This window comes from Arthrobacter sp. DMZ02-1R (assembly GCF_057747935.1).
In genome coordinates this window covers 3,899,124-3,911,509 of sequence record NZ_CM173230.1, presented here as the reverse complement: position 1 = coordinate 3,911,509, position 12,386 = coordinate 3,899,124, and the positions used below count along the sequence as shown (strand labels likewise).

The 12,386-nt window shown below is 64.6% G+C and carries 11 protein-coding genes and 2 pseudogenes; 6 read left to right on the top strand and 7 right to left on the bottom strand.

Translation table 11 applies throughout. From position 1 onward, the window contains the following. Window positions 1-7 precede the first annotated feature (7 nt). Entirely contained in the window at window positions 8-793 is a 786-nt protein-coding gene (locus tag AC3ANQ_RS18590) for an alpha/beta fold hydrolase (protein ID WP_488302392.1), read from the bottom strand. Window positions 794-901: 108 nt separating this feature from the next. Between AC3ANQ_RS18590 and AC3ANQ_RS18585 the strand changes: the two genes are divergently transcribed. Genes AC3ANQ_RS18585 through AC3ANQ_RS18570 form a run of 4 tightly spaced genes read left to right on the top strand, consistent with a single transcriptional unit; the run spans window position 902 to window position 4,135 of the window. Further along, the gene (locus AC3ANQ_RS18585; RefSeq protein ID WP_488302391.1) at window positions 902-1,777 is read left to right on the top strand and encodes a phosphatase PAP2 family protein; all 876 of its coding nucleotides are present in this window, start codon (window positions 902-904) and stop codon (window positions 1,775-1,777) included. Between the two features lie 9 nt (window positions 1,778-1,786). Next, a complete protein-coding gene (locus tag AC3ANQ_RS18580; RefSeq protein ID WP_488302390.1) occupies window positions 1,787-2,440 on the top strand; it encodes a DedA family protein in 654 nt (217 codons plus the stop codon). 5 nt (window positions 2,441-2,445) lie between these two features. Then, window positions 2,446-3,120, top strand: coding sequence for a response regulator transcription factor (locus tag AC3ANQ_RS18575; protein ID WP_488302389.1), 675 nt, complete (start codon window positions 2,446-2,448; stop codon window positions 3,118-3,120). Beyond that, entirely contained in the window at window positions 3,113-4,135 is a 1,023-nt protein-coding gene (locus AC3ANQ_RS18570; RefSeq protein WP_488302388.1) for a sensor histidine kinase, read from the top strand. The genes AC3ANQ_RS18575 and AC3ANQ_RS18570 overlap by 8 nt, the downstream gene beginning before the upstream one ends. A gap of 115 nt (window positions 4,136-4,250) precedes the next feature. Here the strand turns inward: AC3ANQ_RS18570 and AC3ANQ_RS18565 are convergent. From AC3ANQ_RS18565 to AC3ANQ_RS18555, 3 genes and pseudogenes are all read right to left on the bottom strand, one after another. Then, a pseudogene (locus AC3ANQ_RS18565) lies at window positions 4,251-5,802 on the bottom strand (HNH endonuclease). A 115-nt stretch (window positions 5,803-5,917) separates the two neighbouring features. Further along, window positions 5,918-6,073 carry a hypothetical protein gene (locus AC3ANQ_RS18560; RefSeq protein ID WP_488302387.1) on the bottom strand — a complete coding sequence of 52 codons (156 nt, stop codon included), beginning with the start codon at window positions 6,071-6,073 and terminating at the stop codon, window positions 5,918-5,920. A 31-nt stretch (window positions 6,074-6,104) separates the two neighbouring features. Beyond that, complete coding sequence (locus AC3ANQ_RS18555; RefSeq protein WP_488305409.1) at window positions 6,105-6,458, bottom strand: hypothetical protein; 354 nt, start codon at window positions 6,456-6,458, stop codon at window positions 6,105-6,107. A 179-nt stretch (window positions 6,459-6,637) separates the two neighbouring features. Between AC3ANQ_RS18555 and AC3ANQ_RS18550 the strand changes: the two genes are divergently transcribed. Further along, window positions 6,638-7,912, top strand: a complete 1,275-nt coding sequence (locus AC3ANQ_RS18550; protein ID WP_488305371.1) for an MFS transporter — start codon at window positions 6,638-6,640, stop codon at window positions 7,910-7,912. 32 nt (window positions 7,913-7,944) lie between these two features. Here AC3ANQ_RS18550 and AC3ANQ_RS18545 read toward each other — a convergent pair. Then, window positions 7,945-8,130: pseudogene (locus tag AC3ANQ_RS18545) on the bottom strand (molybdenum cofactor biosysynthesis protein); the annotation flags it as partial. Window positions 8,131-8,294: 164 nt separating this feature from the next. On the opposite strand from AC3ANQ_RS18545, the gene AC3ANQ_RS18540 reads away from it, so the two are divergent. Further along, a complete protein-coding gene (locus tag AC3ANQ_RS18540; protein ID WP_488302386.1) occupies window positions 8,295-9,524 on the top strand; it encodes a S53 family peptidase in 1,230 nt (409 codons plus the stop codon). 108 nt (window positions 9,525-9,632) lie between these two features. On the opposite strand, the gene AC3ANQ_RS18535 is transcribed toward AC3ANQ_RS18540, so the two are convergent. Both AC3ANQ_RS18535 and AC3ANQ_RS18530 read right to left on the bottom strand, forming a co-directional pair. Continuing rightward, window positions 9,633-10,787 (bottom strand): ABC transporter ATP-binding protein, encoded by a 1,155-nt coding sequence (locus AC3ANQ_RS18535; protein ID WP_488302385.1) that lies wholly within the window; start codon window positions 10,785-10,787, stop codon window positions 9,633-9,635. Beyond that, complete coding sequence (locus AC3ANQ_RS18530; RefSeq protein WP_488302384.1) at window positions 10,784-12,385, bottom strand: ABC transporter permease; 1,602 nt, start codon at window positions 12,383-12,385, stop codon at window positions 10,784-10,786. The genes AC3ANQ_RS18535 and AC3ANQ_RS18530 overlap by 4 nt, the downstream gene beginning before the upstream one ends. Window position 12,386: the final 1 nt, after the last annotated feature.

Here is a 12,386-nt window from a genome sequence, read left to right as displayed (position 1 = left end):
CGCCGTACTAACCGGCGAGGAACTCGGCCAGCGCGTCTGCCATGACTCCGGGTTCCCAGCTATGGTTCGCGCCTGGAATGGTGGTTTTGCGGGCACTCGGGATGTTGGCCACGATGGAGTCGGCCGCTTTTGGCATGATCGGTATGGTCTGCTCGCCGACGATCGCCAGGGTGGGCTGCGTGATGCCGGACCACAGTTCTGCCCTTGGCGCGGACTGTGTCCATGCGAGGGATTCGGCGTCGGCGGAAAGGCTGGGGCCCAGTTCGAGCATGATGGGCCATCCTGGACTATTCTTGGCGCCCGCCAGCCACTCCGGCGGCATGTCCTTCATGTAGTACTCGATAGTGCCGGCCTTGTCCCCGGATGCGATCCGTCCCTGGAGCCCTGCGAAGAACTCGGCCCCGCCGGTACCGAGTTCATCGCTCAGGGGAGTCTCCCAAAGCGCCAGCTTCGTGACGGATAGGCCGGCTGCAGCCGCTGCCAGGGAAATCGAGCCACCGGAAGAGCTCCCGAAGAGCGCAGCTCTGCCTCCTGCTATGTCGATCAGCGCGGCGAGATCGTCGATGTTGTCTTTCAGGGTGAATGACGGAGCGTCGGCGCTTTCCCCACGGCCACGCCTGTCGAAGTTCAAGACCGTGAACCCCTTGGAGCCTAAGAGCTTGGCCATTTCCACCGTGTTGGGGTCGAAGCCCCTGAATTGCATCGCACCGCCAACCAGGATCACGGCGGGTCCTTCGCCGTGCCGGTCATACCCGATGCGTGTACCGTCTTTCGAGATCGCAAATTCGGACATCCCGGATCCTTCGATTTTGGCGGACAGTAGGTTCCTAACTCTGGGGCTCAGCCACCCACGGGTCAAGGGCGAAGTACCCAAAAGCAGGAGTTCTTAAGAGCTTCTTAAATGCCCCGCGCGAGAGTGGAAGCGGGCCGCACAACGGCCGCCACCCCCGAAACCGGAGACACCATGCGATCACACGCCAAGCAGAACACTTCCGCGGAAGGCCGCAATTCCGCCGTCGTCCGCCAGAGTGTGCCGTTGCTTCCGCAGCCCAGGTACTGGCTTCTGTGGGGCATTGCCCTCGCGGCGGTGGTCCTTGCCATTGGCTTTAGCGTGCAGTCGGTAACGGGCCTGACCGGCAGTGAACTTGGCGTTGACCAGGAACTCAGCCGCCACCATGTGGCGGGTTTGACGACGTTGGCCATGATATTGAACTTTCTCTTCGCTCCTGTAGCAGGAGTCTGCATGGTCCTGGTGATTGGCTTGTACCAATTCCTGGTTCGCAAGTCCTTCGTGCGGGCTGTCATGTTTGTGCTCTTCGCATGTTCGGGCTGGGCTGCCAGCGAGGTATTCAAACTGATCGTTGCCCGCCACCGGCCCAACCCTGCGCTTCTTTTCGATCCACTCTCTCCGGAAACGGGTTCCAACAGCTTTCCTAGCGGCCACACGGCCTTCGCTGTAGCGTTCGCGTTCGCCTTGTACTTCCTGGTCCGGGGCACCCGATGGGGCGTCATCACCGCGTGGGCCGGGGCAGTCCTCGCCGCGGTGGTTGCGTGGTCCCGGATCTACATCGGAGTCCATTACCCCAGCGACGTTGTGGGGTCTTTCCTGGCCACCAGCGCCGCGGTAATCGTCCTGGCCGGGCTGTGGAACCGGTACGCGCCGCGAATCCTGGAGCGGCTCTCGCACCGAACGGTGTCAGAAGCGGGAGTTTCAGGAGCCGCCGCGTCAGAAGCAGCCACCTCGGAAGCACCCGCAACACAAGCACACGGATCCTGAGGAGGACCAATGCACGCACTTTCTGCCATGCCGGCTTTCTTTGACCCCGCCACGCTCCTTCAGGGCCTGGGCCCTGCGGCGTTGGGCGTCGTAGCCCTGATCGTGTTCATCGAATCCGGTCTCCTTTTCCCCTTCCTGCCTGGTGACTCGTTGCTGTTCACCACCGGACTGCTGCACCAGCAACTTCAGCTTGAACTGCCTGTGCTGATCGCCGTCGTGTCGGCTGCCGCCATCGCCGGAGACCAGATCGGCTACATGCTGGGGCGCAAGTTCGGACGGCGCTGGTTCAAGGACGATGCCCGGGTCTTGAAGACCGCGCATCTGGACACGGCTGAGGAATTCTTCAAACGCCGCGGCGGCCCCGCGATCGTCTTGGCCCGCTTCGTGCCCATTGTGCGGACATTTGCACCGCTGAGCGCAGGCATTGCCCGCTACGACTACAAATCCTTCACTCTGTGGAACATCGCCGGTGCCGTCATTTGGGGCACCTCCGTGACGCTTCTGGGTTCCTGGTTGGGACACTACGAGTTCATCGCAAACAACATTGACGCCATCGCCGTCATCATGGTTCTGGTCTCCGTATTGCCCTGGGGAGTCGAGTTGCTCAAGAAGCGCCGCAAGGTCAAGGTGGGCGCCACGAATGGGCACGCCGGGGAAGAATAGACAGCATGACAACAGCTGAGCGGCCGGCCCTCCTCCTGGTCGAAGACGATGCCGCCCTGGGCCCGCTTATCAGCGAGCTCCTGGAGCCGGATTTCTCCGTCCGCTTGGCTGTCAATGGGCGCGACGGCCTCCACCTCGGCTTGACCCAGAGTTGGGACGCGATGGTCATTGACCGGGGGCTGCCGGTGATGGACGGCATTGCCTTGATCAAGGCCCTTCGCTCCAAGGGAATTGCCACCCCGATCCTCATCCTCACCGCGCTCGGCGCCACAGATGAGAAGATCCTGGGCCTCGACGCCGGAGCGAACGACTACATGAGCAAACCGTTCGACGCCATGGAGCTCGCCGCTCGCTTGCGAGCCCTCACCCGGACGTACGCCCAGCCGCCCACAACTCTGGGAATCGGGGATTGGGAGCTCGACGCCGGTGCCCGGTCCGTGCGCTCCGTGTACGGTTCCGTGGTCACGCTGACGGCGAAGGAAGCCGGGCTCCTAGAGGCTCTGGCCGGGGAACCGGAGCGGGTCTTCACCCGTGAAGACCTCATCAGCGCCCTGTTCCACCCCACGGACCAACCGGGCGTGATAGACACCTACGTCCACCACCTGCGCCGTAAGATCTCCAAAACGGTGATTCGGACGGTCCACGGCCTCGGTTACCAGATCGGCAATCCCCATGACTGAGAATCCTGACCAGGCGAAACTCCGCAAAGCCTCCTTGAAGATCGCAGTGCGGATCAGCGCGGCCTGCGCAGTTTTGGTGCTCTGCCTTCTGGCAGCCGCTGCGATCTACCTGTTCAACCAGGCGCGGCAGCCAGGAGTCCCTGGACCAAGCGAGACTGACTCTGTTTACGCCTACCTGGATACCAAGGACCTCCTGAAGGCCATGATCGTTGCCGGGGTTGCGGGGATCGTCCTCGCCGGCGGCATTGGCTGGCTCAGCGCGCGGAGTGCCATCAGGCCGCTGGGAGAGGCGCTCGCATTGCAGCGACGGTTCGTGCAGGACGCCAGCCATGAATTGCGTACGCCCCTGGCCATCCTGGATGCCCGAGTCCAGCTTGCGCAACGCGATGCCGTCCCGGACTCGAAAACCGGGCAGGCCCTCGCCCGCATCCGCAATGACACCGCGACCCTCACCGGCATCGTCAACGAATTGCTCGTGGCAGCCACCGGCTCGCATTCGGACGCCACCGCAGAGCCTAGCGATCTCGCCAAAGTCGCGGCCGCCGTCGTCGAAAGCTTGCAGCACCTCGCGGGGGAGAAGGACGTCCGCGTCACGTTGACTGAAAAGGACCGCCCCCTCGCGCTCATCGACAGCAATGGATTCCGCCGCGCGCTACTTGCCCTGGCCGACAACGCGCTGGCACACACGCCCGCTGGCGGCCAGGTCGAGATCACGACGGCGGTGCTCGGCAGCCGTGCGGTGGTCACCGTCTCGGATTCCGGGGCCGGGATCAAGGGAGTGGACCAGACGAGGATTTTTGACCGTTTCGTGAGGACGCAGAACCCGGGGGGCGCGCCGGGCCAGCGCAGCTTCGGAATCGGCTTGGCATTGGTCCGTGAAATCATCACGGGAGCTGGCGGAACGGTTGGGGTCGAGCGCAGCGGTCCGCGGGGCACCGTCATGAAGATCACGCTGCCGCTTGCTCCGAAGAGCCCCGGCCCGAAGGCCGTGGGCCCCGGAAACGCGTTGAACTAGGCCGCTGGAGCTCCGCCGAGCCTCACGCAGGAGTGCAACGCTCTCCATCAATATCGGCAGTCTCGCTCGGCATAGCTTCCAAAGATCATCAGTGGGTGGAATCTCCGTTCGTTGCTCAGGCAGCCTGCAGTTTGGCGTCTTGTAGTTCGGTGACACCGGCGTATTTGAGCGCTTTGGCTTGGTGTCGTAGCTTGCGTCGGTGTTGCCTGGAATGTGGTGACGCAGGATCGGGCAGCCCGGTTCGTGCCGGCTCGGTTCCTTCCAGTCCGGTTCCGGGCAAGGGCGGGGCTGTTGATTGGTAGTGGTGTCCGGTGGGGGTGCGGATGTCGATGACGTGCCTGCTCCCGGGGCCTGCTGTTGCTCCGGGTTGTGCTGTCCAGCCGGGGAGTTCTTTGGTGTGGTTGCAGGCTTCGCATAGGCCCGCGCCGTTGGCCAGGCTGGTGGGTCCGCCGTGGTGCCAGGGGATGATGTGGTCGAAATGCCGGATGGGCGCGTCGCAGTACGGGGTGCGGCAGGTGTCGTCGCGGGCTTCGATGAAGCGCCGCATTCCTGCCGGGAAAAGCCGCGCCCGCGAATCCACGCCGGCAAGGTCCCCAGTTCCCGGGGCGGTGAAGAGGCGCCGGAGCCAGACCTTCAGCTCCCGGTCCTGCCCGACTTGGGCCTGGCCCAGCTGGCTCGGCCCGCCGAATGCGGGCTGGCCGGGTGCGGTTTGGTGGTTCCCGGTGAGCATTGTCCGGGCCCAGCCGGCGGGGACGATGCCGTAGCCGGGCAGGCGTGCCGGTTCACTGTCGCCCTGGAGGAGCGTGCGGTCGGTCATGACGATCTGGACTTCCACCCCGGTGATGCCGCCGGGGGTGCCGGTGGTGCGTTCGATGAGGGTGTCGGCCATGAGCTGGCCCCGGCTGCGGGCGTCCCCGCCGTTGCGGAGGGTGTCGGCGTGCCGGGACAGGGCCGCGTGCACGGCCACGCCCTGGGCGACGGGGAGCAGGGCGGTAGGTCATGGTGTCCGGTGCCGGGCGGAGGCTGACGTGCCGTTCGGTGGCGGCGTGGCTGGCGCGCTGGGTGACGGAGCGGGGGTCCCGCCGGTAGGCCGCGGTCCGGGCCGCGGCGGTGATGGCCCGGTCTCCGGCGCCGTGGAAGGTTCGGGTGTCGGCGGCGAGTTCCTCGTCCACGGCGCAGCGGTCTTCGGCGCTTAGGCAGGCTGTTTCCTTCACGAGCAGGGTGGCGCGCCATTCGTTCAGCTGTCCGGTGTCCAGGGCGGCGAGGGTGCGGGGCATCTCGGTCACGAGGGCTTTCGCGAAGCCCAGGAGCCGGGATCCGCGGGCGGGGGATTCCCGGCGGGCTAAAGCAATTTGGGCGGCCACCCCGCGTCCCTGCTCGTCGGCGGGTACGCCCAGGTCTTTCTCGGCGCTGCGCTGGGCGGCATCGAACGCGACGGCGATCCGGGCCTGCAAACCGGCGATCGCCGACTTCAGATCCTCAAGACCTCGCAACTGGTCGATCAATTCGGCACGGTCGGGCAATTCGGTGCCGCCGGCGGCCGGGCGGAGCGAGTTCACGGCATCAATCAGATCCTGCACACGCACGCGCGGGACAGCAGCATCCGGAGCCGCGCTGCCCGAAGGCGCCCCCGCTCCGATCAGCTGTGTTCCCCGAATCCCGGCCATATTCAAAGCATCCCAAAGGGCACCGACATTATTAGGACAAAGAGCCCGTCCGGTCGAAAAAGATCGAAAGATCGTCAGGACCAATGACTCTCGTCGGGCTCCGTAATGCCTCAGGTCACGATGCACGCGAAATGAGTTCCCGTGCCTCATCTATTTGTGCTCGCGTGGATGATGTTTCAAGGGCCTGTGTTTTTGCTGCGGCGAGGGCGATGAGCTGGGTCTGGATGGTGGTGATGCCCCGGGTGAGGTCTGCCGGGTTCGTGGTGTCCATCAGTTCGGCGGTCCGGCGGCTTTGGCTCCGGTCAGGATCCCGGAAAATGACGCGCTGGTACAGGGTCCGTGGCTTGTCGTGGACGCGGGTCTTCCTGTGTTTGTTTCGGGCCCCAGCCGGTTGCTTTGGTCGTGGCGGTGAAGAGGTTCAGCCGGACCCGGACGAGGGCGTAGAGGGCGTTGAGGAGCTTGAGCTCGGCGGCGGTGTCGTAGCGGTAGTGGAAGGCGTGCCTGCGGACCACGTCGCCGTTCTTCTGCTCGACATGGGCGTTGTCGTTGGACTTGTAGGGCCGGGAGCGCGTGAAGTAGATGTCTTCTCGCCGGCCCGTCTGATCAGGGCGTGGTTTCTTCGTGATATCCCAACGCGTTCCCAACGACAGGTCCATCCATCATCGTCACTGCCGTGCCCGTGGCGGCCCGGTGATTTCGCGAGCGTTTCCCAATGAGGCACGCACCCCGTTTCGCGGGCACGATAGGTGAGTCTGGTCGGGCTCTGGCGTGCGCAGCCGGAGGGGACGAGAATGGGCTCGTGCTTCCCCCTCAAGCCGGAGGGGACGGCGCCCCGATGAACGCCGCCGCCCGAAAGATTCAAAGTGTCTACCTCACGTTGACCCTCGGCAACACCCTTGCGGCCTCGTTCATCTGGGGGATCAACACCCTCTTCCTGTTGGACGCCGGACTCAGCAACCTCGAGGCCTTTGCGGCGAACGCCTTCTTCACCGCCGGAATGGTGGTGTTCGAGGTACCCACGGGGGTGGTGGCCGACGGCTGGGGGCGTCGCGTCTCGTTCCTGCTTGGCACGGTGACACTGGCCGGATCCACCTACCTCTACTATTTGCTCTGGCAACTTTCCGCCCCCTTCTGGTGGTGGGCGGCGGTGTCGGTATTGCTCGGACTGGGCTTCACCTTCTTCTCGGGCGCGGTGGAGGCTTGGCTCGTGGACGCGTTGCGCTTCACCGGGTATGAAGGCGGACTGGAGACGGTGCTCGGGCGCGGACAGATGGTGGCTGGCGTCGCCATGCTGGTGGGCTCCGTGGCTGGAGGCGTGATCGCGCAGGCCACCAACCTGGGAGTGCCGTTCCTGGTGCGCGTCGGCGTGCTAGTAGCCATGTTCGTCGTGGCTTTCTTGCTCATGCGCGACGTCGGGTTCACCCCCGAGCGCTCCACCCATCCCCTCCAGGCGACCCGTGCCGTCCTGGACGCCTCGATCGAGAACGGTTTGAAAAATCCACCCGTACGGTACGTGATGCTGGCAGCGCCGTTCAGCGCCGGCGTCGGGATCTATGTGTTCTACGCCCTGCAGCCGTTCCTGCTTCAGCTCTTCGGCGACCCACGAGCGTACTCCGTGGCGGGTCTGGCAGCGGCGATCGTGGCCGGAGCGCAGGTGCTCGGCGGATGGATTGCACCCCGCGTCCGGCGCCTCGTGCGCAAACGCACCACGGTGTTGATCTTGAGCGGTGTGGTGGGTGCCTTGATTCTTGTGGTGCTCGGGATCACGCAAGTGTTCTGGGTGGCCCTGGTGCTCTTGACGCTCTGGGCCGTGGTCGAATCGGCCGGCACCCCGGTGCGGCAGGCGTACGTAAACGACATGATCCCCTCGAAGCAGCGGGCAACCGTGCTTAGCTTCGACTCACTCATGGGATCAAGCGGCGGCGTCGTGGTGCAACCGCTGCTCGGCCGGGCCGCCGATGTGTACGGTTACTCCGCCTCGTTGGCGATAAGCGGGGTGATCGAATTGATTGCAGTGCCGTTCCTGGTGGCGAGCCGTCGGCGCGGCTCCTTGGCCGATCAGGCCAACGCCACTACCACCACATCTGACGCGGAACCCCAACAGTCGTAGGAATTGCCCTACGGAAGTCGTGAAGCTCGGAGAAGCTCCGCTGCCATGGCTTCGGGGGCCTCGACGGCGATCAAGGTGATTGCGGCATCCATGTGCGCCGCCTTGCCGAAAAACCGGTCACCGACGATGCCCTTGCCATTTACGACTTCCACCTGCCCGGCGTCGGCGGTGGGTACTTCAGCGGCACCTGCGCGGCCGAAGTAAGCGTGCAAGGCTATGCCCGTCGCGGGGCCTCGTCGCTCTGAGCCCCGATCCGCGGAGTCCCATGAAATAGCAGGTACAGATGTGACGTGGGTGACAAGCGAGGTGTTTGGTGTAAAGCTTGTCGCGCTGCGTTGACTGTCTTGTCAGTGCGGATCCTATTGATCCTCAGGGAGGTTTCGTGAAGAAAATTCTTAGCGTTTCCGGGGCTTTATTGCTTTTGCTGAGCGCTCTCTCAACGGCGGCACCGGCGGCAGTTGCCCAACCGTCCCCGTCCGCCAATTGGCATGCGGAAAGGGCATGCCCCGATGTCCCTGCCGGTATTGCGTCGTGTTTTGCCCTCAAGTACGTCGATGATTCAACAGGATCGGCCAAAGCGCTTCCGCAGGGCGGACGAGTCACGCCCGCTTCGAGCACGCCGCTTTCCACCGGTAAGACCCCCGCGGATATCCAGAGCGCCTACAACATCACGGGCCTCAAGTCCGGCGGCCGGACCGTGGCAATTGTGGACGCCTACGGCTATCCGAACCTTGAACGCGATCTCGGCGTTTACCGTTCACAGTTCGGCCTCCCGGCGTGCACAGTCAACAACGGCTGCCTTACCGTCATGAACCAAAACGGCGGGAGCAAGCTTCCCAAGTTCAATTCCGGCTGGGCCGACGAAACCGCCCTCGATGTCGACGCCGTCTCGGCAGCCTGCCCCGACTGCAAGATCCTCGTGGTGCAGGCGACGACAGCCAGCATCGCCAATCTTGGTACAGCCGTGGCAACGGCAGCCAAACAGCCAGGAGTCGCCGCGATTTCCAACAGCTACGGCGGCGGGGATTCCGCAGACTCCAGTTATGGCGCGTACTACAACCACCCGGGAATCGCAGTGACGGCATCCACCGGTGACAACGGGTACAGCGGCTCGTCCTACCCAGCTTCCTCGAGTTATGTCACTGCGGTAGGTGGCACGTCGTTGGTCAAGGACACCAGCAACCGTGGGTGGGGCGAGTCGGCCTGGTCCGGCTCGGGATCCGGATGCTCAAGTGTCAATACCGCGTTGCCAGCCTCTGCCACCTTTGGAACGGGGTGCAGCAAGCGCGCCTCAGCAGACCTCGCCGCCGTCGCAGATCCACAGACCGGATTGTCGGTATACGCGCCGAGCAACGGCACCACTTCATCGTGGGCACAGTACGGGGGAACGAGTCTGTCCTCACCCCTGATCGCCGCAATGTACGCGCTTTCCGGGAACACTGGCAGCTCCGCGGGGCTGGCCAACTCCCTCCCCTACACAAACGCAGGCAAATTCAATGATGTCGCCTCGGGCTCAACGGGCAGCTGCCCCACGAGCCAATGGTGCCTCGCCGGTACCGGGTGGGACGGGCCCACCGGGGTTGGTACTCCGAACGGGGTTGCCGGACTCTAATGCATGCGGCAATTGCCTAAAGGGTGGCCGGCCGTCCATGACGGCCGGCCACCCTTGGTTATGTCAAGCTTTATTGCCATCGCGGAGGTTGGATCCCAGGCCGCAGACTTATTCCTCCGCTGGGAAGGCAACACCTTCGCCCACCACGCGGAGGCACAGTTCCGTGCCGGGCCTGGTGATCGAAGCGTTCCAGTGGCGGATGGTGATGACCTCACCGCCGCCGGGGTAGACCGGGCCTGCGCCGCCCGTGGCGGCGCGCGGCGCGAGCTTGATGCGGACGGTGGTCTCGGGTCCGAAGTAGTCGGTATCCACCACGACGCCGCGGATGGGGCCATCGGGGGCAATCCGGATCTGTTCCGGGCGAAGCATCAATTGCACTAGCCCTTGTGCCGGGGGACGTCGCACGGGAATTCCGCCCAGCGAACACGTGGCCAGGGAGCCTTCCATCCACGCGTTCAGGATGACGGCGTCGCCCAGGAACTCGGCAGTGGCGCGATCGGCGGGACGGGTGTAGACCACGAACGGATTGCCGATCTGCGCCAGCTTTCCGCCACGCATGATGGCCACCTGGTCCGCAAAGGAAAGGGCCTCGGCTTGATCGTGTGTCACCAGGATGGTGGTGACCCCTGCTTCGCTCAGAACCTTGGCCACGGCGCGCCGGGTGGCTACGCGGAGGCCGGCGTCGAGGGCGGAGAATGGCTCATCGAGCAGCATGAGCTCCGGTTCGCGGGCCAAGGCGCGGGCAAGTGCCACCCGTTGCTGCTGGCCTCCCGAGAGCTGGTGGGGCCGCCTCTTGGCCATGTCCGCATCGAGGGAAACCATCTCCAGCAGCTCCTGGACCCGCGCCTTCACACCGCGCCGGCCGCCGTCGAGCGCTGATTTGTCCAGCCCGAAGGCGATGTTCTGTCCCACCGTAAGGTGCGGGAAGAGTGCACCATCCTGGGCAACATAGCCAATGTGGCGCTTGTGCGCAGGCAGCCAGACGCCGTTCCCGGCGACCTTGGTGCCGTTGAGGCTGATGGAGCCGGTGGCTGGGTGTTCAAAGCCGGCGATCAGGCGCAGCAGGGTGGTCTTGCCGGATCCGGATGGCCCCACAATGGCAGTGGTTCCGCCCTTCGCCACGGACAGGTTCACGCCCTTCAGCACAGCCTGGGAACCGAAGTTCTTGGTGACCTCGGCGATGTCCAAGTGCGTGTTGGTGGTTGGGGCCACCGAAGCCGCGACGCGGGGTGCCGGAAGCCTGGAGGGGGATTGTTCGGTCACTGTCCGGCTACTTTCTTGGACTGTTGGAAAAGCAGGTACGTCATGGGAGCAGACAACAGGATCATGAGGAGGGCGTAGGGGGCCGCGCCCGAGTAGTCGATCTCGCTGCTCTTGCTCCAGAATTCTGTAGCCAAGGTGTGCGTGCCGTTGGGGGACAGCAGCAGCGTGGCCGTCAGCTCATTGACGATGGCAAGGAACACCAGCGCGGCCCCGCCTGCGGCGGCAGGAGCCGTGAGGCGCAGGGTGACTTTCAAGAAGGACACGAGAGGGGCCTTTCCGAGCGACTGCGCGGCCTCGTCGAGTTCCTTCGGAGCCTGGGCCAGTCCGGAGCGGATGTTGACCAGGGCGCGGGGCAGGAACAGCAGCACATAGGCGGCAATCAGCACGCCGGAGGTCTGGTAGATTCCCGGGAACATCCGGATGCTCACGGTCACGAACGCAAGGCCCACCACGATGCCGGGCAGGGAGCTGGTGACGTAGTTGGAGAGCTCCAGCATCTTGCTGAACCAGCTGGGGTGCCGCACCGCCAGATACGCCATGGGGAAGCCGACGACGATTGTCACCGCCGCGCCCACGGTGCCATAAGCGAGGGTTTGGAGCAGCGCCGGAAGGAACTCGTTGGCGGACCAGACGCGGGCGCCTCCCGCAACCACCCAGCGCAGGACGAACCAGATCGGTAATCCAAAGGCCAACACCGTGAGGGCCAGCAGTGCGAGCTGGGAGGGGAGCTGGTAGTGGCGCAGCGGCAACCGGACCGGCTTGGCCTGGGCGCCGGAACCGACTCGGGCATAGCGCGCGGTGCCGCGGCTCCTGACTTCCACCAGGAGCAGGATGAGGCAGAAGAACACCAGGACGCTTGCCAACATGTTGCCGGCGGTGCCGTTGAACGTGGATTGGAACTGGGTCATGATCGCCGTGGTGAACGTGTCGAAACGGATCATCGCGAACGCACCGTATTCGGCCAGCAGGTGTAGGGACACTAAGAGAGCGCCACCTGTCATCGCTATCCGCAGTTGCGGCAGGACAACCCGGAAAAAGACGGCCCACGGTCCCAAGCCAAGGGATTCCGCGGACTGCTCAATGGCCGGGTCAAGGCGCCCCAGCGTTGCCGCCGCAGGAATGTAGACAAGGGGGAAGTATGACAGCGTGGCAATGAGCACCCCGGACCAGATGCCCTCAAGCGACGGGACCGCGGATACCCACGAATAGCTGTTGACGAAGGCCGGGATGGCCAGCGGGGCCGCCAGGGCCACGGCCCACCAGCGGTGCCCCCGCAGTTTGGTGCGTTCCACGAGCCACGCGCCGCCAACTCCCAACACCAGGCAAATTGGCACAGTGAAGACCACGAGCATGATGGTGTTCAGGAGCAGCTCGCCGACACGCGGCCGGAAGATGAGTCCGACGGCGGTGTTCCAGCCGGTCGCAGCCGTCATGTAAGCGACGTACCCCAGCGGGACGAGCGAAAACAGCGCGATCAGCACCGCCAGCAGGGATATTGCGGAAACGCCGAGAGGCGGGCGGGGGCGCTTGCCCCTGCCCGCCGTCGTCGTGCTCTCCGAATTCGTTGGAAGTGCGGGAGCCGATAGATCAGTGGTCACA